The organism is Streptomyces sp. NPDC057137, from assembly GCF_042670825.1.
Taxonomy (GTDB): domain Bacteria; phylum Actinomycetota; class Actinomycetes; order Streptomycetales; family Streptomycetaceae; genus Streptomyces.
Genome location: NZ_JBHUUW010000039.1, coordinates 56,240 through 78,562, shown reverse-complemented (window position 1 = coordinate 78,562; position 22,323 = coordinate 56,240). Strand labels below are relative to the sequence as shown.

17 protein-coding genes are annotated in these 22,323 nt (G+C 70.8%); 8 read left to right on the top strand and 9 right to left on the bottom strand.

Annotation, left to right across the window (positions count from 1 at the left end):
• Positions 1 to 61: 61 nt before the first annotated feature.
• Positions 62 to 235, bottom strand: coding sequence for a hypothetical protein (locus ACFT9I_RS26630; protein WP_382568232.1), 174 nt, complete (start codon positions 233 to 235; stop codon positions 62 to 64).
• 346 nt (positions 236 to 581) lie between these two features.
• Positions 582 to 1,982, bottom strand: a complete 1,401-nt coding sequence (locus ACFT9I_RS26625) for an SDR family NAD(P)-dependent oxidoreductase (RefSeq protein WP_382568230.1) — start codon at positions 1,980 to 1,982, stop codon at positions 582 to 584.
• Positions 1,983 to 2,329: 347 nt separating this feature from the next.
• Between ACFT9I_RS26625 and ACFT9I_RS26620 the strand changes: the two genes are divergently transcribed.
• Entirely contained in the window at positions 2,330 to 2,854 is a 525-nt protein-coding gene (locus ACFT9I_RS26620; protein WP_382568228.1) for an SPW repeat protein, read from the top strand.
• 84 nt (positions 2,855 to 2,938) lie between these two features.
• On the opposite strand, the gene ACFT9I_RS26615 is transcribed toward ACFT9I_RS26620, so the two are convergent.
• The 3 genes from ACFT9I_RS26615 to ACFT9I_RS26605 all read right to left on the bottom strand — a co-directional run bounded on the left by ACFT9I_RS26615 (position 2,939) and on the right by ACFT9I_RS26605 (position 7,470).
• On the bottom strand, positions 2,939 to 3,685 hold the full coding sequence (locus ACFT9I_RS26615) for a GNAT family N-acetyltransferase (protein WP_382568226.1): 747 nt from the start codon (positions 3,683 to 3,685) through the stop codon (positions 2,939 to 2,941).
• Entirely contained in the window at positions 3,682 to 4,602 is a 921-nt protein-coding gene (locus ACFT9I_RS26610) for an NADP-dependent oxidoreductase (RefSeq protein ID WP_382568224.1), read from the bottom strand. The genes ACFT9I_RS26615 and ACFT9I_RS26610 overlap by 4 nt, the downstream gene beginning before the upstream one ends.
• Before the next feature lie 234 nt (positions 4,603 to 4,836).
• Positions 4,837 to 7,470 (bottom strand): PA14 domain-containing protein, encoded by a 2,634-nt coding sequence (locus ACFT9I_RS26605; protein ID WP_382568222.1) that lies wholly within the window; start codon positions 7,468 to 7,470, stop codon positions 4,837 to 4,839.
• A 205-nt stretch (positions 7,471 to 7,675) separates the two neighbouring features.
• Between ACFT9I_RS26605 and ACFT9I_RS26600 the strand changes: the two genes are divergently transcribed.
• The 5 genes from ACFT9I_RS26600 (at position 7,676) to ACFT9I_RS26580 (ending at position 13,641) form a co-directional block, all read left to right on the top strand.
• Positions 7,676 to 8,710 carry a LacI family DNA-binding transcriptional regulator gene (locus ACFT9I_RS26600; protein ID WP_382568220.1) on the top strand — a complete coding sequence of 345 codons (1,035 nt, stop codon included), beginning with the start codon at positions 7,676 to 7,678 and terminating at the stop codon, positions 8,708 to 8,710.
• A 172-nt stretch (positions 8,711 to 8,882) separates the two neighbouring features.
• Complete coding sequence (locus ACFT9I_RS26595) at positions 8,883 to 9,971, top strand: ABC transporter substrate-binding protein (protein ID WP_382568218.1); 1,089 nt, start codon at positions 8,883 to 8,885, stop codon at positions 9,969 to 9,971.
• Position 9,972: 1 nt separating this feature from the next.
• A complete protein-coding gene (locus ACFT9I_RS26590) occupies positions 9,973 to 11,628 on the top strand; it encodes a sugar ABC transporter ATP-binding protein (protein ID WP_382568216.1) in 1,656 nt (551 codons plus the stop codon).
• The gene (locus ACFT9I_RS26585) at positions 11,621 to 12,583 is read left to right on the top strand and encodes an ABC transporter permease (protein ID WP_382568214.1); all 963 of its coding nucleotides are present in this window, start codon (positions 11,621 to 11,623) and stop codon (positions 12,581 to 12,583) included. Before ACFT9I_RS26590 ends, ACFT9I_RS26585 begins: the two co-directional genes overlap by 8 nt.
• Positions 12,580 to 13,641, top strand: a complete 1,062-nt coding sequence (locus ACFT9I_RS26580; protein WP_382568212.1) for an ABC transporter permease — start codon at positions 12,580 to 12,582, stop codon at positions 13,639 to 13,641. Before ACFT9I_RS26585 ends, ACFT9I_RS26580 begins: the two co-directional genes overlap by 4 nt.
• A gap of 106 nt (positions 13,642 to 13,747) precedes the next feature.
• On the opposite strand, the gene glgC is transcribed toward ACFT9I_RS26580, so the two are convergent.
• The 3 genes from glgC to ACFT9I_RS26565 all read right to left on the bottom strand — a co-directional run bounded on the left by glgC (position 13,748) and on the right by ACFT9I_RS26565 (position 17,048).
• Positions 13,748 to 14,965 (bottom strand): glucose-1-phosphate adenylyltransferase, encoded by a 1,218-nt coding sequence (glgC, locus tag ACFT9I_RS26575; protein ID WP_382568210.1) that lies wholly within the window; start codon positions 14,963 to 14,965, stop codon positions 13,748 to 13,750.
• A 90-nt stretch (positions 14,966 to 15,055) separates the two neighbouring features.
• Entirely contained in the window at positions 15,056 to 16,237 is a 1,182-nt protein-coding gene (gene glgA / locus ACFT9I_RS26570; protein ID WP_382568208.1) for a glycogen synthase, read from the bottom strand.
• A 55-nt stretch (positions 16,238 to 16,292) separates the two neighbouring features.
• Entirely contained in the window at positions 16,293 to 17,048 is a 756-nt protein-coding gene (locus tag ACFT9I_RS26565) for a (2Fe-2S)-binding protein (RefSeq protein WP_382568206.1), read from the bottom strand.
• Positions 17,049 to 17,273: 225 nt separating this feature from the next.
• On the opposite strand from ACFT9I_RS26565, the gene ACFT9I_RS26560 reads away from it, so the two are divergent.
• Entirely contained in the window at positions 17,274 to 18,401 is a 1,128-nt protein-coding gene (locus ACFT9I_RS26560) for a DMT family transporter (RefSeq protein WP_382568203.1), read from the top strand.
• Here the strand turns inward: ACFT9I_RS26560 and ACFT9I_RS26555 are convergent.
• On the bottom strand, positions 18,282 to 19,541 hold the full coding sequence (locus ACFT9I_RS26555) for a peptidoglycan DD-metalloendopeptidase family protein (RefSeq protein ID WP_382568200.1): 1,260 nt from the start codon (positions 19,539 to 19,541) through the stop codon (positions 18,282 to 18,284). The two genes, ACFT9I_RS26560 and ACFT9I_RS26555, sit on opposite strands and share 120 nt — an antisense overlap.
• Positions 19,542 to 19,774: 233 nt before the next feature.
• Here ACFT9I_RS26555 and ACFT9I_RS26550 point away from each other — a divergent pair, with 233 nt between their 5' ends.
• Positions 19,775 to 22,309: a glycoside hydrolase family 3 C-terminal domain-containing protein gene (locus ACFT9I_RS26550; protein ID WP_382568197.1), complete on the top strand. Its 2,535-nt coding sequence runs from the start codon at positions 19,775 to 19,777 to the stop codon at positions 22,307 to 22,309.
• The last annotated feature ends 14 nt before the right edge of the window (positions 22,310 to 22,323 follow it).

The window sequence follows — 22,323 nt, the reverse complement described above, 5'->3', positions numbered from 1 at the left end:
GGCTGTCCGCCCGTCCGGCGCTCGACGACTCGACCGCTGACGCTCCGATACCTCTGAGGACCTAGTCGATTCCCTGCAGGATGTGCGGCTCCGCGAGGTCGTCCTCGTAGCCCGCCAGCCTGATCGGTGCGGACCTCGCCCACACCTCGATGTTCCGGAGCTTCTGGGGACCGCCGCTCCGTTCACCGCCTCGTTCCGCCGGGCTGTTCTCGTGCTGAGCCATTTCAGGTGTCACCGCGCACTCCTTTGTGTCGCGTAACCCCGGACGCACCGACTCCGGACTCGTACCGGGCGCCGACCGCCAACTGGGGCAGGGGTAAGAGCAGTTCGGTCGCGGTGGCGCCGGTTTTCGGGCGGGGCGGCGGCCTGGTTGCAGGCCTGTCCCGGGACGGCCGAGGAACCTTCGTGGGTCCCTGGGTGGCGTCCGTGCGCCTTACATTAACCAAATGAGCGCGGGTGCGCTCGATGGGGTCCGTGAAGTGGGTCACTTCACGGACAGCGCCCGTACGGCACCCGGACAGCGGCCGGCGGCACCCGGACGGCGGCCCGCCCTCCGCCAGTTGACGGTGTCCGTGCGGTTTCTACCAGTTGGCGGGCGCGTAGTCCTTCAGGAAACAGCCGTACAGATCCTCGCCGCCCTGGCCGCGCACGATCGGGTCGTAGACCCGCGCCGCGCCGTCGATCAGGTCGAGCGGGGCGTGGAAGCCTTCGTCGGCGAGCCGCATCTTGTCCGGGTGCGGGCGCTCGTCGGTGATCCAGCCGGTGTCGACGGCGGTCATCAGGATGCCGTCGGACTGGAACATCTCCTGCGCGCTGGTCCTGGTCAGCATGTTGAGCGCGGCCTTCGCCATGTTGGTGTGCGGATGGCCGGCGCCCTTGTAGCCGCGGCTGAACACGCCTTCCATCGCCGACACGTTCACCACGTACGTACGCCCGGCCGCCGCTGCCGCCATCGCCGGGCGCAGTCGGCTGATCAGGATGAACGGCGCGGTGGAGTTGCACAGTTGGACTTCGAGAAGCTCCACCGGATCGACGTCGGAGACCGTCTGGATCCAGCTGTTGGTGTCGTGCAGATCGGGCACGAGCCCGCCCGCGTCGATCGCCGTGCCCGCCTCGATACGGGCGAGCGTGGCCGAGCCGCCGACCAGGGCCAGAGAGGTGATGTCCGACGCGCTCAGCGCCTCGCCGCCACCGGCGGGCAGGACGGCCTGCGCACCGCTGCCGAACGCGCCGATGACGTGCGAGGACGGGAGTTCACCTGCGGGCAGCGGCGCGGACTCGGCGGCCAGCAGCTCGCTGTAGGCCCCCGGGGAGCGGCGTACCGTCTGCGCGGCGTTGTTGATGAGGATGTCCAGCGGACCCTCGGCGGCGACGGAGTCGGCGAGGGCGACGACCTGGGCCGGGTCGCGCAGATCTATCCCGACGATCTTGAGGCGGTGGATCCAGTCGGCGCTGTCCTCCATCGCCTTGAAGCGGCGGATCGCGTCGCTGGGGAAGCGGGTGGTGATGGTGGTGTGCGCGCCGTCGCGCAGCAGGCGCAGCGCGATGTACATGCCGATCTTGGCGCGGCCGCCGGTCAGCAGGGCGCGCTTGCCGGTGAGATCGGTACGGGCGTCGCGGCGGGCCCGGTTCTCGGCGGCGCACGCCTGGCAGAGCTGGTGGTAGAAGGCGTCGACCTCGACGTAGCGGGTCTTGCAGATGTAGCAGGAGCGCGGCCGTTGGAGGATTCCGGCGATGTCGCCGGCGACCGAGGAGGACGGCAGCAGGCCCTGCGTCTCGTCGTCGATGCGCTCGGCGGAACCGGTGGCCGTGGCCTCGGTGACCGCCTTGTCGTTGGCGGTCTTCGCCGCCCGACGCTCCTGGCGGCGGCGCTGCTTGACGGTCCGGTAGATCCCGGCGGTCGCGCGGCGTACGGCGACGGCGTCGGGGTGGTCGACATCGAGCTTGTCCAGCTCGTCGAGCACGGCCAGACAGACGGCCATGCGCTCGGGGTCGATTCCAGGGCCGTACGCGGCGTCCGGTGCGCTCTCGCCGAACGTGGCCCCGTCATCTGTCCCGAACGTGGTCCCGTCATCTGTCAACGTCATCGCCGCTGCCGTTCCCTATCCCTCGTCACTCACCCGTCCGGGCGCTCACCCGCCCCGGGCCCGTCAGGCCCCGCACGGATACGGCCGTCCGGCCGAGCGGCCTCGAACAGTTTGCCATGAGGTACCGGGCAATTTGTTCACGCCCAACTACACATAAAGGTGAATAAGGGGGCAGAATGGTCATGTACCGCTCGATCCGGTGCAGCACGGTCGCACCTCTCAGACCGAAGGAGTCGAGACTCATGGCCGATGTTTCACACACCAGGGGAGATGTAGGTTCTCGCCCCGGTGCTTCCGACACCAGGGGAGACATAGGCGCTCACCCTGACGTACCAGAGATGCGGGCCAGGTACGCCCGCGTGCTCGGTGGACGTGATGTGGCGCTGCTGGACGGCCCGATCTTTCTCGCCGGCCTGTTCATCGCCCTCTCACCGTGGATCCTTCACTACACGACCAGCCAGCCGGGTCTCGTGGTCCACAACGTGATCATGGGAATCGCGATCGCCGGCCTGGCCCTCGCTTTCTCCGCCACACCGACCCGGACGTACGGCTTCAGCTGGGCCCTCTGCCTGCTGGGTGCCTGGATGGTCGCGGCGCCCTGGGTCGTCGGTTCCAGCCCGGACCGCGGCGTCTTCCTCAGCCTCGTCATCCCAGGAGCCCTCACCGCGGTGCTGGGCCTGGTCTGCGCGGGCGCGGCAATGAGGGCGAGCCGTATGCGCGGCCGAGCGGTCCGGTCGAGCCAGATGAATGACCCGGTCCGGACGTAGCCGGACTCACCCCACCCGGTGGGGCGGGCGGACGACCACCACAGGCCGTCCGCCCGCCCCGCCGACGTGTGCGTGTCCGCCCGCTCAGCCGCCGGCCGTCGCCGGGACGCGCGACGGCTCCGGGACACGGATCCCGAGGAACGGCATACGACGGCGGAGCCGGAAGCCCAGCGCCTCGTAGAGCCGGATGGCGTTCGCGTTGTCCCCGGCCGCCTGCAGGAACGGCGTCTCGCCGCGGTCCTTGATCCCGGCGGCCACCGCCAGGACGAGCCGGGCGCCCAGCCCCTGGCCGCGGAACTCCGGCGCCGTACAGACCGCGCTGATCTCCGTCCAGCCCGGCGGGTGCATCCGCTCCCCCGCCATCGCCACCAGCTCACCGCCGCGCCGGATGCCCAGATACGTACCCAGCTCGATGGTGCGCGGCCGGAAGGGCCCCGGGCGGGTGCGGTCCACCAGGTCCAGCATCTCCGGCACGTCGGCGGCGCCGAGCACCACCGCCTCCTCGTCGAGAACCGCGTCGACCGACTCGTCGACCAGCTGGACGCCGTCCACCTGGAAGGTGACCTCCCAGCCCTCCGGCGGCAGCACGTTCGCCCCGGCGAGCGTGGCCGTCCCGTCGACTCCGACCAGAGGCGCGGCATCCGCCCAGTCCCGCGCGTCCGGCTCGTCGGGCAGGGCGAGCCAGGTCGACACCTCGGCCCGGTAGCCGAGCACCCGGCCGCGCCGCTCGGCGAAGTGGGCGTGCGGGCCGGTCAGCCCGGCCAGTACCGGATTGTCGAGCGGGTGGTACGTCGGGCCGCCGGGCGAGGGGACCGGCCCGGCGGCGCTCACGCGCCGACCTCGATCACGATCTTGCCGAGCGCGTGCCCGTCCTCGACGGCGCGCAGCGCCTGCGCCGCCTCGGCCAGCGGGAACGTCCGTGTCACATACGGCCGCAGGGCACCGGACACCACCAGCGCGGCCACCTCCTCAAGGACGGCGGCCGTGCGGAGCCGTACGACCGCGGCGCCGCCCAGGGTCACGACCCGCGGCTTGTCCCCCGCGCTGATCAGCTTCGTCAGGTCGGGGACGAGCCCCGCGACGGCCTCCAGGTCCGCGCCGCCGACGAGGTCGAAGACCGCGTCGATGCCCTCGGGCGCGGCGGCCCGCACCCGCTCCTGCAGTCCGGGGCCCGGCGGGACGTGGACCGCGCCCAGCGACTCCACGAAGTCCTTCTTGCCCGCGCTCGCCGAGCCGACGACGCGCAGGCCGGCGCCGATCGCGATCTGTGTCGCGGCCACGCCCACGCCGCCGCCGGCGCCGGTGATGAGCAGGGTCGCGCCGGCGGGGAGGGCCAGCTGTTGGATACCGTCGTACGCGGTCGCCGCGGCGACCGGCAGGGCCGCCGCGTCCGCGAACGAGACGGCGTCCGGCTTGTGGGCCGTGATGGCTGCGGGCAGCAGGGTGTACTCGGCGTATCCGCCGGTGAGGGTGGAGCCGAAGACGGCGTCCCCGACGGCGAATCCGCGCACGCCCTCGCCGACCTGCTCGACCACTCCGGACGCCTCGCTGCCGAACACGGTGGGCAGCGGCTTCGGGGTCGAGCCCGGCCGCGTGTAGCCGGTGCGCAGCTTCCAGTCGACGGGGTTGACGCCCGCCGCCCGTACGGCGATGAGGAGTTCGCCGTGGCCGGGGGCCGGCTTCGGCTGCTCGACGAAGGCTTCGCCCTCCGGGCCGCCGAACCGGGTGTAGACGTACGCCTTGGGCATGTGGATCCCTCGCTCTGACTGCTGACGTCGGTGGCCGTACCAGGGTCTGTCCCGGGTCCGTACCAGGATCCGCCCCGGGTCCGTCGGGGGCCTGCCCCGGGCCTGTCCCGGGCCGGCAGCAGTTTCAAGTCCGGGCTCCGACCTGCTTATTCCCGGCGCAACGCACTGTTCACGCCGCGCGCCCTCGACCGCCGGGCTTGAGCCCGGCGCCCGAGGGCGCGACTGGGATCCGCCTCAGGAGTTGCCGCACTCCATCGAGGCCGGGTCGGACGCGTCGCGGATCAGGGCGTCGTGTGCCGCCTTGAGCCGCTGGACGTCGGGCTTCATGACCTTGCGGTCATAGGTGAGCAGCCCGTTGAGTTCACCTTCCACATCGGTGATCTGGGTGTAGACGGCTCCGTTGCTCCCCCGGCAGGCGAGGTCGCGTACGTTGTCGAGCTGCCCCAGGTACTCGTCCGTGTACTTCGCCTGATCGACGCCCACATAGGTGTGCTGGACCGGCCAGGCGTGGCCCGGTACGGCGAGCCCGAGACCGCCGTACTCACCGCTGACCAGCGCCCGTTTCCCGTCCGGCGCGGGCAGCAGGGGCGTTGGATAGCCGTGCGCGTCGGCGATGTCACCGTTCTTGCCGTCGACGGCACCGCAGCAGTTGACGCCGCTCATGTTGTTGACCAGCCGGGTCGGGTCCCAGCCCTTGGCCTGGTCGGCGATCCGCGCCTGGTCGTACTGGCCCCAGCCTTCGTTGAAGGGGACCCACATGATCACCGACGGGCTGCTGGCATGCTGGTCGATCATCTCCTTCATCTCGTGTTCGAACTGCGCCGCGGCGGGGGCCTCCGGGGACTTCGGCATCGAGGGCATGTCCTGCCAGACGAGAAGCCCCAGCTTGTCCGCCCAGTAGAACCACCGGTCCGGCTCCACCTTGATGTGCTTGCGCACGGAGTTGTAGCCGAGTTCCTTGTGTTTCTTGAGGTCGAACGCGAGCGCTTCGTCGGTCGGCGCGGTGTGCAGTCCGTCCGGCCAGAAGCCTTGGTCGAGCGTGGCCATCAGGAAGACGGGCTTGCCGTTGAGCACGGTGCGCGGCACCCCGTCGACCTTCTCGACGGCGATGGAGCGCATGCCGAAGTAGCTGCCGACCCGGTCGCCGGACCTGTCGCTCACGCGCTCGCCGCCGACGCGCACGTCGAGCTTGTACAGATACGGATCCTCCGGCGACCACAGGCGCGGATCGGGCACCGGAACACTGAGCGGCGCTCCCGTACGGCCCCTGACCGTGCCCACCTTGCGCTTGCCCTCGTACGCGGTGGCCGTCACCGGCACCCCGTCGCGTACGCCGCGCACCTCGACCGCCAGCTTCTCCCCCGTGACGTCCGGGGTGAGCTTCAGCGAGTCCGCGTGGTCGGTGGCGACCGGTTCCATCCAGACCGTCTGCCAGATGCCGGACGAGGAGGTGTAGAAGATGCCGCTCGGGTCGAGGCGCTGCTTGCCCATGGGCGGGTTCTCGCCGCCCGCGGCGTCGGTCGGGTCGTACACGCCGACGATCAGCTCCTGCGTACGGCCGGGCTTGAGCGCGTCCGTGACGTCGACGCCGAACCGGTCGTAGCCGCCCTTGTGTTCGGTGACCTTCTTGCCGTTGACGTAGACGGTGGACTGCCAGTCGACGGCGTCGAAGTTCAGCTTCAGACGCTTGCCCGCCTTGCCGTGCCCGCCCTTGCCGCCGTCGCTGATGTCCCAGCTCTCCGGCACGGTGAAGGTACGGCGGTACCACATCCGGTCCTCGTGCCGTTCGAGTCCGGAGAGCTGCGACTCGACGGGGTACGGGACGAGGATCTTCTCCCGCAGCTTCTTGCCCACCGGCGGGCGCTCGCCCTGCTCGGCGGCGGCGAACTGCCACTCCCCGTTGAGGTTGCGCCACGCGTCGCGGGTCATCTGCGGACGCGGGTACTCGGGCAGCGCGTTGTCGGGGCCGACGTCCTTGGCCCACGGGGTGGAGAGCTGGTACTCGGACTTGTTCGGTCCGCTGCTCCAGAACTCCCCGACGGGGTCGGCGTCCTGCGAGGCGAGACCGCCCTGGCCGTCGTAACGGATGTCGGCGGAGCCGCCCTTGCCGACGACGGGTTCCTTGAGGCCGACGAGCAGGCTGCGGGCGTCGGCGGGATCCTTCTTGACCGATGTCATCGGCCACTGGGCGCCGCCGATGATCGCGTCGAGATGGCCGGCGAGACCGGCCGGGACCGCGCCGAGCTCCTGTGCGAACTCCATCCGCAGCGTGCGGCCGTCGGCCAGCACGGTGGTGGCGATGGCACCGTCGTACGCGTAACCGTCGGGCAGCCGGAAGGCCGAGGTGGGCACCGGCTCTTTCGCGCCACCGGGTTCGGTCCAGTTCAGATGGAGATTCGAGCCTCCGACGTCCTCGAAGTACTCGACCTTGATGTCGTACGCCTGGCCGCCGGTGAGCTCGACCGGGTCGGCGGTCTGCTCCTTCTCCCAGTCGTTGACCCAGTGGTCGATGGCTATCTCGCCGTCGACCCAGAGCCGGAAGCCGTTGTCGCCGATCATCGAGAAGGTGTGGGGGCCGCTCTGTTCAGGGACGATCTGCCCGGTCCAGCGGACGGTGGCGTGGTCGGCGCTGCCGGTGGCCGTGGAGAGGCGGGAGTCGAGGTTGTCGAAGTCGATCTGCGGGTCGAATCCGGTGGCCTTCAGCTCGTGGAAGTCGAAGGCGCCGGGCGCGGACGAGGAGTAGTACTCGCCCTTGAGTCCATGGGGCACGACCGGGTCGTCCGCGGCCGATGCCGCCGGGACCGCCGTGAGTCCGGCGACGCCCAGGACGGCGGCGAGCAGAAGGGCCAGATTTCTTCGAATGCGCACAAATCCTCCTTGGTTCCGACTTGGTTCCGAGGGTGGCGGCTCATTGCGACACTCTGTACAACGTTGGAAGGAACGGCAGTTGGCATGACAACATGCCGTCCCACTAGCTGTCCAGGGCCATGACAAAGCCCCGTCCCGCAACGTATATAACGTTGTACAGATTGGGCAGGGGCGACCTTCGGGCCGACCTCGGAGGGGAAACACGGTGACCGTCAGCCTCAAGGACGTCGCGGAGCGCGCGGGCGTCTCCATCAAGACCGTTTCGAACGTGGTGAACAACTACCGGCACGTCACCCCGGCGATGCGGGCCCGGGTCCAGCTCGCCATCGACGAGCTGGGCTACCGGCCGAATCTCACGGCCCGGCATCTGCGCAAGGGGCGCACCGGGATCATCGCGCTGGCGGTGCCGGAGCTGGGCAACCCGTACTTCGCCGAGCTGGCCGGCTCCGTCATCGACGTGGCGGCGGAGCACGAGTACACGGTGCTGCTCGACCACACCGGTGGCCGCCGTGAGCAGGAGGTCCTGGTCAGCCAGGGCTTCCGGGCACGGGTGATCGACGGGCTGATCCTGAGCCCGATCGAGCTGGAGACCGAGGACCTGCTCGGCCGGGACCAGGACGCGCCGCTGGTCCTGCTCGGCGAGCGGGAGTACGACCTGCCGTACGACCACATCGCGATCGACAACGTGGCCGCCGCCCGGATGGCGGTACGGCACCTGCTGGACCTCGGCCGGTCGACGATCGCGTTCCTGGGCGCCAGGACCGACCGGGTCAACGAGCCGTCGCATCTGCGACTGCGCGGCTGGCGCGCCGAGCTGAAGGCGGCGGGGCTGCCGGCACCGGACTCCCTGATCGCCCCGACGGGCGGCTGGGACCACGCCAACGGCGCCGACGCGATGAACCAGCTGCTCGACTCGGGCGTGACGCCCGACGCGGTCTTCGCGTACAACGACCTGATCGCCATCGGGGCGATGCGGGTGCTGTCCGAACGGGGGCTGCGGGTCCCCGAGGACGTCGCGGTCGTCGGCTTCGACGACATCACGGAGGGCCGTTACGGAGCTGTGACCCTCACCACGATCTCGCCCGACAAACAGACCATCGCGCGGCTCGCCGTGCGCTCCGTCGTCAACCGGCTGCTGGGCACCGGAGACCCCGTCGGCAACGGCTCACGCGAACTCCGGGCCGATTTCCGGCTGGTGGAGCGGGAGAGCTCACTCGGCCGTCGCCGGGACCGTCACTGAGACCGCCACCGGCCCCCGCACGTAGAGCCGTTATCGCGCGAAGGCTTTACAGCCTCCGTACAACGATGTAAAAACCGTTCCGAACGACTCACACAAACACTCCAGCAGTCCGTACGAGCCGACCTCCCGCGAGCGTCCCGGTCGCCGGGGCCGCGCCGAGATGGGGATCTCCATGAAGCTTTCCGCCGTCCGCCGTACCACCACCACTACCGTCCTCGCCGCGAGTCTCGTCGGCGCGCTCGCCCTCAGCGGCTGCGCCAAGTCCGAGGACGACAACTCCGACAAGAGCTCATCGGCCGGCGAGAAGGACAGCGGCCAGGTCGTCGCCACGCCCGGCGCGGACGACAAGACCTGTGACATCACGCAGTTCGGCGGTGAGAAGGTCGACCTCAAGACCGCCACGGTCGGCTTCTCCCAGTCCGAGAAGGAGGCCAACCCCTTCCGGATCGCCGAGACCGCTTCCATCAAGGCCGAGGCGGAGGAGCGCGGCATCAAGCTCCTGTCCGCCAACGCCCAGACGCAGTTCTCCAAGCAGATCAGCGACGTCCAGGACCTGATAGCCAAGGGCGCCGACCTGCTGGTGATCGCGCCTCTCAACTCCGACGGCTGGGGCCCGGTGCTGCGCAGCGCCGCGGCGAAGAAGATCCCGATCGTCACCATCGACCGCAAGATCAACGCCACCGCCTGCAAGGACTATGTGTCCTTCATCGGCTCGGACTTCATCGAGCAGGGCAAGCGCGCGGCCGACCAGATGATCGAGGCGACCGGCGGCAAGGGCGAGGTCGCGATCCTGCTCGGCGCCGCGGGCAACAACGTCACCACCGAGCGCACCAAGGGCTTCAAGGACCAGATCAAGGCCAAGGCCCCTGATCTGAAGGTGGTGTTCGAGCAGACCGGTGAGTTCGCCCGCGAGAAGGGCCAGCAGGTCACCGAGCAGCTCATCCAGTCGAACCCCGACATCAAGGGGATCTACGCCGAGAACGACGAGATGGGCCTCGGCGCCGTCAACGCCCTGAAGGGCGCGGGCAAGAAGGCCGGCGCCGTGAAGATCGTGACGGTCGACGGCACCCGTAACGCCGTCCAGGGCATCGTCGACGGCTGGATCTCCGGCGTCGTCGAGTCCAACCCGCGCTTCGGGCCGCTCGCCTTCCAGACCCTCGACGCCTTCACCAAGGGCGAGAAGGTCGCGCAGGACATCGTCATCCAGGACGGCGCCTACACCCCTTCGAACGCCAAGGCCGATCTGGGCAAGGCTTTCTGACGTGCTGTCGGTCACCGGTCTGACCAAGACGTTCCCGGGCGCACGTGCGCTCGACGGCGTGGACTTCGCCGCACTGCCGGGCGAGGTCCATGCACTCATCGGCGAGAACGGCGCCGGGAAGTCCACCCTCATCAAGGTGCTCACCGGTGTGTACCAGCCCGACGCGGGCGAGATCGTCCACGACGGGCGTCCGGTGCGCTTCCAGACTCCGCTGGAGGCGCAGCACGCCGGGATCTCCACGATCTACCAGGAGGTCAACCTCGTCCCGCTGATGAGCGTCGCGCGCAATCTGTTCCTGGGGCGCGAGCCCCGGAACAGGCTGGGTCTCATCGACTTCCGCCGGATGCACGGCGAGGCCGACGAGGCGCTGCGCTCGCTGGGGCTGCGGGTCGACGTCAAGCGTCCGCTGCGGACGCTGGGTGTCGGCGCGCAGCAGATGGTGGCGCTCGCCAGGGCGGTCTCCGTCGACGCGCGGGTGGTCATCATGGACGAGCCGACGTCGTCGCTGGAGCCGCGCGAGGTGCGCACCCTGTTCGGTGTGATCAGGATGCTCAAGGAGCGCGACATCGCGGTGGTGTACGTGAGCCACCGGCTGGACGAGCTGTACGAGATCTGCGACCAGGTCACGGTGCTGCGCGACGGCAAGCTCGTGCACACCGGGCCGATCGCGGAGCTGGACCGGCTGCGGCTGGTGTCGCTGATGCTCGGCCGTGAGATGGGCGAGGTGAGCAACGAGGGGGTCACCAAGTTCACCGGGGACCATCACGCGGGCCGTGAACCGGTGCTCAGCGCACAGGATCTGACGGTGCGTCACACGCTGCACCAGGTCTCGGTCGAGGTGCGGCCCGGTGAGGTCGTGGGCCTCGGCGGGCTGCTCGGCTCGGGCCGCAGCGAGACGGCGAAGGCCATCGCGGGCGCGCTGCCGCCGGACTCCGGGAAGGTGGTGGTCGCGGGTTCCGCCGTACGTACGGGCTCCACGCCCGCCGCCATCCGGGCCGGCATCAGCCTGCTGCCCGAGGACCGAAAGGCCGAGGGCATCGTCCCCGGTCTCTCGGTCCGGGAGAACATCGCGCTGGCCGCGCTGCCGAGCCTGTCCCGGTTCGGGCTGGTGGACGACGCGAAGGTCGACCGAATCGTGGACACCTTCATGAAGCGGCTGCGGATCAAGGCGTCGGGGCCGTACCAGAAGGTGGGCGAGCTGTCCGGCGGCAATCAGCAGAAGGTGCTGCTGGCCCGCTGGCTGGCGATGCAGCCGAAGGTGCTGCTGCTGGACGAACCGACCCGCGGCATCGACGTCGGTGCCAAGGCCGAGGTGCAGGGCCTCATCGACGAACTCGCCGAGGAGGGGCTCGGGGTGCTGCTGATCTCCTCCGACATGGAGGAGCTGATCGAGGGGTCGGACCGGGTGGTGGTCCTCAAAGACGGCGCCGTGATCGCGGAGTTGACCGGGGACGACGTCACGGAGGACCGGCTGCTGCACGCGATCGCGGCGGCGCCGGAGTCGGACGCGGCGCTGAAGACGGTCGCTCCGGACGCGGCGGCGATCGTGGCACCGGCCTCGGTGCCGGAACCGGCTCCCGCCTCCGGCCCCGATCCCGGCCCCGATCCCGTCCCTGTCGACAAGACCTCCTCAGGAGGGGAGAGGGACCATGACTGAACTCGCCCTGAAGGGCGCCCCCGTCGACCGCGCGCGGCTGCTGCGTCTGCTCCAGGACTACGGGGTGTACGCGGGCGTCGCCGTCCTGTTGCTGGTCAACATCGCGCTCACCCCGCACTTCCTGTCCACGGAGAACTTCCGTACCCAGGCCGTGCAGGTGGCGCCGGTGCTGATCGTCGCGCTGGGCATGGCGCTCGCGATCGGCAGTGAGGGCGTCGACCTGTCGGTCGGGGCCGTGATGGCCCTGTCGACCTCGCTGCTGTCGCTGTATCTCGGCTACGGGCCATGGGTCGCGCTGATCGTCGCGATGCTGGGCGGCGCCGTCATCGGTCTCGCCAACGGGTCACTCATCGCGTTCATCGGCGTCCAACCCATCGTCGCCACACTGGCGTTGATGGTCGCGGGACGTGGCATCGCCCTCGTACTGCTGCCGCAGCTCAAGGACGTACGCGACCCCGGGATGTCCTCGCTCGGCTCGGGCGACCTGTTCGGCATCCCGTATCTCGTACTGATCGCCGCCGCCCTGGCGCTCGCCGTCGGATTCACCGTGAAGCGGACGACGTTCGGCCGGCAGCTCCTGGCGATCGGCGACAGCCGGCCGGCCGCGCAGCTCGCCGGGCTGCCGGTGCGCCGCGTGCTGATCCTCGTCTATGTCATCGCGGGTGTGCTCGCCGCTGTCGCGGGCGTGCTCGCCACGGCGCGGCTCCAGGCCAGCGACCCGACGTCGCTCGGCACGCTGATGGAGCTGTCGGCGATCACCGCGGTGGTCGTCGGCGGCACTCCGCTCAGCGGCGGCCGGATCCGTATCGGCGGCACGGTGGCCGGCGCCGTACTGATCCAGCTGCTGACGGCGACACTCATCAAGCACGATCTGCCGCCCTCCTGGACGCAGATCGCCCAGGCCGTCGTGATCGTGCTGGCGGTCTACGCGGCACGCGAACGGGGAAAGCGATGACCCACACGCACACGGAGCGTCCGGCCCGCGCCACGGGCAGCGGCCCCTCCCCCGGCAAGGGGGCCTCCGGCAAGGACACCGACGAGGCACCGCTCGGCGCGAGCCGGGCCGATCGGCTCAGCGCGCTCGCCCAGCAGCACGGCGCGCTCGTCACGCTGCTGCTCGTCGCCATCGGCGCGTCGATCGGCTTCGACACGTTCCTCACCGGCGACAACATGGAGAACATGGCGGTCTCGTCGGCGTTCCTGGCGATCGTCGCCCTCGGAATGACCTTCGTGATCATCACCGGCGGGATCGACCTCTCGGTCGGCTCGCTCTTCGCCCTGGGCGGCGTGCTCGGCGCGTGGGGTTCGCAGTACGGCACTCTCGTCGCGCTGCTCCTGCCGCTCGCCGTCTGCGGTCTGATCGGCCTGGTCAACGGACTGCTGATCGCGAAGGCGCGGCTCGCGCCGTTCATCGTCACGCTCGCGGCGATGCTCGCCGCGCGCGGCATCCTGCTGGCCATCACCGACGAGGGCTCCAACACCTATCTCGTGGACGAGGAATCCTTCTTCGCGAGCCTGGGACAGGAGAAGCTGCTGGGCATCGGGGTGCCGGTGTGGATCACCGTGGCGCTGTTCGTCGTGGGCGCCGTGATGCTGCGGCGCAGCCGGTTCGGCCAGTACGTGTACGCGGTCGGCGGCAACGAGGACGCGGCGGCCCTGATGGGCGCGCCCGTGGCCCGTACGAAGATCGCCGTCTACACCCTCTCCGGCCTCTGCGCCGGGCTGGCCGGGGCGCTGAACGCGGCCTGGCTGGTCTCGGGCGTGACGATCTTGGGCACCGGCATGGAGCTGGAGGCGATCTCGGCGGTCGTCATCGGCGGCACGCTGCTGACCGGGGGCTTCGGGTTCATCAGCGGCTCGCTGGTGGGTGTGCTGCTGCTGAAGGTCATCCAGAACGTCATCAACCAGATCGGCTCGCTCGACTCGGCGTACCAACAGGTCGTCAGCGGCGCCTTCCTGGCGGTCGTGGTGATCGCCCAGACATGGCTGGGCAGGCGGCGCCGGATGATGTGAGGGGTGCTGTGTCCTCAGGCCTCGGGCGCCGGACGAGCCGCTGGTGCGGCCTGTCCGGCGCCCGAGTACGTACTACTACCGGATGGTCCTGGACGTACGGGGGGTCCTAGACGACGATCTGGCCCTTCCCGAGCGCGATGACCCCGTTCTTCGAGACCGTGTACAGCTCCTCGTCCCGCCCCGGATTGACGCCGATCGTGGCGCCGGGCGGGACGTCCACGTTCTTGTCGAGGATCGAGCCGCGTACGACCGCGCCCCGGCCCACCCGTACGTTGTCGTGCAGCACCGAGCCCTGCACCACGGCGCCTTCCTCGATCACCACGCCGGGAGACAGCACGGAGCGGGTCACCTGGCCCCGGATGACGCAGCCGGGACCCACGATCGACTCGCTCGCGATGCCGCCCGCCACGAACCGCGCGGGCGGGAGCTGGCCGGCGTGGGTGTAGATCGGCCAGCGTCTGTTGTCGAGGTTGAACTCCGGCTGGTGGGAGATCAGGTCCATGTGCGCGTCGTAGTAGGAGTCGAGCGTGCCCACGTCGCGCCAGTAGCCGTGCTCGCGCGGGGTCTCGCCCGGCACGTGGTTGTCGGCGAAGTCGTAGACCTGTGCCATGCCCTGCTCGGTGAGCATCGGCAGGATCGAGCCGCCCATGTCATGGACGGAGGCCTCGTCCTCGGCGTCCCGGTGCAGCGCGTCCACGAGGATCTTGGTGGTGAAGAGGTAGTTGCCCATCGAGGCGAAGACATGCTCGGGGTCGCCCGGCAGGCCCGGCACGTCGGCCGGCTTCTCCTGGAACCGGTCGACCCGGGTGCCGTCCGGGCCCGGCGTGATGATCCCGAACGACGACGCCTCGGCGCGCGGCACTCTGATACCCGCGACCGTGACCCCGGCGCCGCTCTCGATGTGCCGTTGCAGCATCTGCCGGGGGTCCATGCGGTAGACGTGGTCGGCGCCGAACACCGCGATGTAGTCCGGCTGTTCGTCGTGGACGAGATTGAGGGACTGGAGAATGGCGTCCGCGCTGCCGAGATACCAGCGCGGTCCGAGCCGCTGCTGGGCGGGCACCGGTGTGACGTAGTTGCCCAGCAGACTGGACATCCGCCAGGTGGTACTCACATGGCGGTCCAGCGAATGCGACTTGTACTGCGTCAGGACGCAGTTGCGCATGATGTCGCCGTTGACGAGATTCGACAGGACGAAGTCGACCAGGCGGTACGTACCGCCGAAGGTCACCGCCGGTTTGGCGCGGTCGGCCGTCAGCGGCATCAGCCGCTTGCCTTCCCCGCCCGCCAGCACGATCCCGAGCACCGAAGGTCCACCGCGCATCGCCGCTCCTTTGTTCGCGACCCTCTTTACCGGCCGTCCGCATCCACCTACCCGGTACGGAACGTCCGGATCCTTCTACCCGCACAGGAGCTAAGGGGACTTGAGCAGCTCCTCGTACACCTCGTACGTACGCCGGGCCACCCGGTCCCAGCCGAACTCGCGCACCGCCCGGTCCCGGCCCGCCGCGCCCATCGCCGCCGCCGACTCCGGATCGTCCAGGACCCGGTTGAGCGTCTCGGTGAGGGCCGTCTCGAAGTCCTCCGGGTGCCGCTCGTCGTACGGCACGAGCAGGCCCGTACTCCCGTCGTCGACGACCTCCGGAATACCGCCGACCGCCGAGGCGACGACCGCCGTGCCGCAGGCCATCGCCTCCAGGTTCACGATGCCCAGCGGCTCGTACACGGAGGGGCAGACGAACACGGCCGCGTGGCTGAGCAGTTGGACCACCTCGGGGCGCGGCAGCATCTCGGGGATCCAGAAAACCCCGTCGCGGCTGCCGCTCAGCTCGTCCACCAGCTCGCGGAACTCGGCGCCGATCTCCGGTGTGTCGGGCGCGCCCGCGCAGAGCACCACCTGTGCCTCGGGGTCGAGGGCGCGGGCCGCGCGCAGCAGGTGCGGGACGCCCTTCTGCCGGGTGATGCGGCCGACGAACAGCACGAAGGGGCGGTCGGGGTCGATGCCGATCCGCTCCAGCACGTCGGTGCCGCGGTCCGGGCGGTAGAGGCGGGTGTCGATGCCGTTGTAGATCACCCGCACGCGGTCCGGGTCGAGCGAGGGGTAGCAGTTCAGGATGTCGGCGCGCATACCGCGTGAGACGGCGACGACGGCGTCGGCGGTCTCCATCGCGGAGCGCTCGGCCCAGCCGGACAGCGCGTACCCGCCGCCGAGCTGCTCGGCCTTCCAGGGCCGCAGGGGCTCCAGCGAGTGGGCGGTCATCACGTGCGGAATGCCGTAGAGCATCTTGGAGACATGGCCGGCGAGCGCGGCGTACCACGTGTGCGAGTGCACCAGGTCGCTGCCTTCGACGGCGGCGGCCATCGCGAGATCGACGGAGAAGGTGCGCAGCGCGTCGTTGGCGCCTTCGAGTCCGGCGGCGGCCCGGTGCCGTAGGACGCCCAGGGCGCGCTCCTCGGCGGTGCCGCCGTCCTCGCCCCAGCAGTGCACCCGGAGGTCGGTCAGCTCACGCAGCTCGCGGGCCAGGAACTCCACATGGACGCCCGCGCCTCCGTACACGTCCGGCGGGTACTCCCGGGTCAGCAGCCCGACCTTCACGCCATACCCCCGTCGCCCGACGATCTCAGCAATGTCATGGTCACCCGGAAACCTCTCATGCGGAAGGGCGTGGCGGTGGCCGGTCGAATACGCAGTCCCCGCAGAGGCCGCCCGACGGGCAACGGTAGTAGAGGCAGCAACTGCGGCGGCGGAAGGATCCGTCCCTTGATACGCCGGTGGTGCGCAGGTCGGGGTGGGTGAAGAGGGCCGCGCCGATCGCGTCGGCCCGCTCGCCCACCTCGGGCCGTCCGACGCGGCGGCTCCAGACGCGCAGTTCGCGTACGGCCCCGGCGAGGGCGGAGCCGGCGTTGCCCCACAGCAGACGTGGCGAGATGGAGCCGTCGGCGCGCAGGGCGGTCGCCAGGGGGACGAGGTGGCCGTACTGGACCACCTCGCGGACCGCCTCGGCGAGGGCGGTCGCCGCGCTGCCGCCGATGGTCGGGAAGGCGCGCGGGTCGGGCAGCCGGAGATCGTCGGGCGAGGCGCGGCGGTGGTCCCAGTACAGCCGTACGGGGTCCAGGTCCGGGACCTCGCCGTGCAGCGCGGCCGAGCCCAGTGTGACCGACCAGAGCCGGGCGGCGAGCCCCAGCTGCGCGACGGAGGCGGCGACCCGGCGCTCGGGCGCGCCGAGCTTCCCGGCGACGGTGTCGACGCGCGCCGACAGCGGCGCGATGTCGCCCGCGTAGATCTCCGCGAACGGGACGTACGAGTCGTACGCGCCGCCGTGCGCCCCCGGGTCCGCGTGCCCTGCGACCGCCCCCGTGCGCAGGGCGAAGAACCCGCCCACGGATACGACCTCCGCGAGATCCATCCGCCCTCCCTCTCCGATCAGCTCCGAACGTCACTGTCCGTAACGTCCGATGGTCGCGGTACGTGCCCGGCCCGGCGCCCGGTGTACACCCGGCGCCTCCACCCGGGGACGGGGGCTACCGCCAGGGGAATGACTCGGGCCCGCCGGATGTACTACTACAGCAGTACGTCGTAATGCCGTCTTCAGGACGACGACTAATCGCACCTGGCGAGAGATCGTGGATATATGAGTGCACTCGCGCTGTCCGTGCTGCTGTCACTGGTCTCCGCGGTCGCCTATGCGGCCGGGGCGATCCTTCAGGAGCGCGTCGCGGCAGATACGCCCGCCCGGCCCTACGCGCCCCTGCACCACGGTGTGTGGTGGGCCGCTGTGGCGTTGAACGGGGTCGGCGCGCTGCTGCACGTCGTCGCGCTCGCGTACGGCCCGCTGAGCCTCGTACAGCCTCTCGGCGCCCTCACGATCGTCTTCGCGCTGCCGATGGCGGCCGTCTTCGTCCGCCGCAAGGCGGGCGCCGCCGCCTGGCGCGGCGCGCTCCTGGCGACGCTCGGACTGGCCGGACTGCTCGCGCTGACCGGCTCGGCCGGTTCCCACTCGCTGGGCTCGGGCGAACGCATGGTGGTGGCCGGCGCCACCGTGGGCGTGGTGGCCCTGCTGTTCCTGATCGCGCAGGCCGTGCACCGTCCGGCCGTGCGCAGTGTGCTGCTGGCCGCGTCGGCCGGTGTCGCCTTCGGTATCGCCTCGGTGTTCACCAAGACCGTCGCCGTCGACTGGACCGACGGCACGTTCAGCGGTCAGGTGCCGAGCCTGCTGGTCATCGCGATCCTGGCCGCGTCCGGTCTGCTGCTCTCGCAGGCCTCCTACCGAGGAGCGGGCCTCGCCGCGCCGCTGGCCACGGTCACGGTCGTGAATCCGGTGGTCGCAGCCGCGGTCGGCCTCACCCTCTTCGGTGAGGGCTTCCGGTACGGCCTGACGGGCGGCCTGCTGGCCCTCGGCTTCGGTGTGGTGACGGCTGGCGGACTGGTCCTCCTGACGACGGAGCGGCTCGCCGCGCAGACGGCCGGTGCCGTCGGGGAGCCCGCCGACCGGGCGACTCCCCCGGCCCCCGGCCATGGGCCGGGCGGTTCCACGGCCGCGCACCACCACGCCTCCTCGGCGCGCCCGACCTGGCACCTGCCGCCGTGCAGGTCGCACAAGACGGAGCACCGGCGGCACATCCTGCGGCGGACCGTCCGGTCAGATGCGGACTCCGCCCGCCCTGAGGTAGGAGACGGGGTCGATGTCGGAGCCGTAGCCGGGGCCCGTCCGCATCTCGAAGTGGAGGTGCGGTCCCGTGCTGTTTCCGGTCGATCCTGACCGGGCGATGCGCTGGCCCGCGTTCACCTTCTGACCGTCACGCACAGTGAGCGCGGACAGATGCGCGTACTGGCTGTACTTGCCGTCCGAGTGCCGGATGACGACCTGGTAGCCGTAGCTGCCCTCCCAGCCCGCCGACACGACCGTGCCGCCCGCCACGGCCTTCACCGACGTGCCGGTGGGGACGGGGAAGTCGACGCCGGTGTGGTAGCCGCTGGCCCACGATCCGGCCTTGCGGTACGGGGTGCCGGTGCCCGCGCTGACCGGGGCGCTGAAGCCGGACGACTGCTTCGGCTTCTCGGCGGTCTTGGGCTTCGAGACCTGCTGCTTGGGCTGTTCCTTCGGCTTGGGCTGTTCCTTCGGCTTCTCCGCCTGCGGCTTCGGCTTGGGCTTCTCGGCCTGCTTGGACGGCTGCGCCTTCGCGGCGGGCTTCTTCGCCTCCTCCTTCTTGGGAGGGGCGGGCGCCTCGGCGGCCGGCTTGTCCTTCGCCGGGGCCGAGACATGCAGGACGAGCTTCTGCCCGGGGAAGATCAGATCGGGGTCACTGCCGATGACCCTGCGGTTCTCCTCGTACAACCGCTGCCAGCCACCCCGTATCTCCTCGGAGGCAGCGATCCCGGAGAGCGAGTCGCCTCCCGCCACGGTGTAGCCCTCGCGCTCGGTCGGCACGGACGTGGGCGAGGCGGCCTTCTTCGGATCGCTCCGAGGGGCGCTCTTCGCCGTGTCCCGGGCCTTGGCCGGTGACACGTCGGGGGCGTCGCCGCCGCGTGTGAGGCCGGCCTTGACGGAGCAGTTCGGCCACGCCTGGGGGCCCTGGCCCTTGAGGACCTTCTCGGCGACGGCGATCTGCTGGTCCTTGGTGGCGAGATCGGCGCGCGCCGCGTACTGCCCGCCGCCGAACGCCTCCCACGTGGACTGGCTGAACTGCAGCCCGCCGTAATAGCCGTTGTCGGTGTTGATCTGCCAGTTGTTCGTGGACTCGCAGGCGGCGACCTTCTCCCACGTCTCCACGGGGGCCGCACTCACCGTGCCCGCCCCGATGAGTGGCAGGGCGATGCCCGCGCCGCCCGCCGTGACGGTGAGCGAGGCGCGGTTGATGCGGCTGGGCTGGTATCTGCGGTGGCGACCGGTTGCGGCCATGATCTCGGCTCCCCCACTGGCAGGTAAGGACGTCTGGGACACGTCGCAATCGGTCAACTTAGGGCAGTCGCATGTGCAATGACAAGGGCTCACTTCCGGAGCCCACGCGGCACACGTGCGCCCGCTGTGCGTCGTCGCAGCCCACGGGCCGGCATTGACAGGTCCCGCACCGTCCGGCGAGTCTGGGGCGAGTCGACGGGAGAGCGCTCTCCAACAGGATTGAAGGGGGCAGTATGACCGAGGACGAGACCGAGCGACTGCTGGAGAAGCTCGACATCGGGCAGAAGGTCCGTCTGCTGACGGGTGCCAGCAACTGGCGTACGTACGACGAACCGGCCGTCGCGTTGCGTCCTCTCACGATGTCCGACGGGCCGGCCGGGGTGCGCGGCGAGGCCTGGGACGAGCGGCAGACCTCTCTCGTCCTGCCGTCGCCGACCGCCCTCGCGGCCTCCTGGGACGGGGAGTTGGTCCGCGAGCTGGGCGGGCTGCTCGCCGCCGAGGCGCGCCGCAAGGGCGTCCAGGTACTGCTCGCCCCGACCCTGAATCTGCACCGGTCGCCGCTGGGCGGACGGCACTTCGAGTGCTTCTCCGAGGATCCGCTGCTGACCGCGCGCACGGGCGTCGCCTTCGTCACGGGCGTGCAGGAGGGCGGAGTGGCGGCCACGGCGAAGCACTTCGTGGCCAACGACGCGGAGACCGACCGGCTGCACGTCGATGTGGGTGTGGCCGAACGGACGCTGCGCGAGCTGTATCTGGCCCCGTTCGAGGCGGCGGTGGACGCCGGTGTCTGGGCGGTGATGTCCGCGTACAACAAGGTCAACGGCGTGACGATGTCGGCGAGTCCGCTGCTGGAGTGGCCGCTGAAGGGAGACCGCCCGTTGAAGGGGAACGGGCCGCTCCAGGGTGGCTGGGGCTTCGACGGGCTGGTCGTCTCCGACTGGGGAGCCGTCCGCTCGCTGCTCGGCAGCGCGCGCTCGGGCCAGGACCTCGCCATGCCGGGCCCGGAGAGCCCGTGGGCGGCCGGGCTGCTCGACGCGGTGACGGCGGGCCTGATCGACGAGGCGCGGATCGACGACAAGGTACGGCGCCTGCTGCGGCTCGCCCGGCGGGTGGGCTCGCTGGGGCCTGTCCGGGGGCCGTCGACCCCGCCGACGGGTCAACGGGCGTTGCTGCGGCGGGCCGTCGCCGCCGGCACGGTTCTGCTGCGCAACGAAGGGGACGTACTGCCGCTGGATCCGGCGCAGTCGCGCCGCGTCGCGGTCATCGGGCCGCACGCCACGGCTGTCCGGATCCAGGGGGGCGGCAGCGCGGAGGTGTTCCCCTCGTCCGTGGTGACACCGCTGGCGGGGATCGAGGCGGCGCTGTGCGAAGCCGGGGGAGGCTCGGACCGGCCGGCCGAGGTGACGTACACGCCCGGCCTGCCTCCGTACACCCGGCCACGCCCGCTCGACCCGGTCTGGACGCGTGATCCGCGTGACGGCGAACCAGGCGTTCTCGTAAGGCTGTTGGACGCCGGGGGCGCCGAACTGCACGCCGAACACCGGTTGTCGGGCCGCATCGTGGAACCGGCCCGCGTCGCGGGCGCCGTCACCGTGGAGATCCGCGCGCTCGTCCGGCCCACGGAGAGCGGCAGTTGGACGCTGGGGGTGGGCGGCTGGGGGCTCATCTCCCTGGCCGTGGACGGCCGGACTCTGCTGTCCGACGAGTTCCCGCTCGACAGCGACGACCCGACCCGCGTCCACGTCTCCCCGCCCTACCGGTGCGCGGAGGCCGAGTTGACCGAGGGCGTGGAGGTGGAGGTGGTCGCGCGGCGGCGGCTGGACCCCGGCACGGGTATCGCGACGCTGCTGGCCGCCGCCCCTCCCCCGGGCGACGCGCCGACGGCCCTCGCCGCCGCCGTGGCCGCCGCGCGGGCCGCCGATGTCGCGGTCGTCGTGGTGGGCACGACCGAGGAGAGCGAGTCCGAGGGCCGCGACCGCGAGTCGCTGGCGCTGCCCGACGGGCAGGACGCGCTCATACGGGCGGTGGCCCGCGCCAACCCGCGCACGGTGGTGCTGGTGAACTCGGGCGGCCCGGTCGCGCTGCCCTGGCACCGCGACGTACCCGCGCTGCTGCTCGCCTGGTTCCCCGGCCAGGAGGCCGGACACGGCCTGGCCGACGTGCTGTTCGGCCGCGCCGAGCCCGGCGGGCGGCTGCCGACGACCTGGGCGCTGGCCCAGGAGGACGTCCCCGTGCTCGACACACGGCCGCGCGACGGCCGTCTTCCTTATGACGAGGGCATCCACATCGGCCACCGGGCGTGGCTGCGCGCGGGCCGGGAGCCCGCGTACTGGTTCGGACACGGGCTCGGCTACACGACGTGGACGTACGAGGGGATGGAGGCGGCGCCCGCCACCGTGGCGGGCGGGTCCGACGCGGCCGTGGAGGTACGCGTACGGCTGCGCAACACCGGCCCGCGCGGGGGCCGTGAGGTCGTCCAGGTCTATGTCGCCCGCACGGACACGGCGGTCGACCGGCCGGTGCGGGCGCTCGCGGGTTACGCGGCGGTGGAGGCCGGGCCCGGCGAGGAGGCCGTGGCGACGGTACGGCTCGCGGCGCGGGCACTGTCGCACTGGTCGACGGACCGTCGGCGCTGGGAGACGGAGCCGGGCGAGTTCACACTCCTGGCAGGTTCCTCGGCGGGAGAGCTGCCGCTGCGCACGACACTCACGGTGCCGGCGACGGGGCCGCGCACGGCGGGTCCGTCGATGGAGAGCGCTCTCCGCTGATGCTATAAATGCGC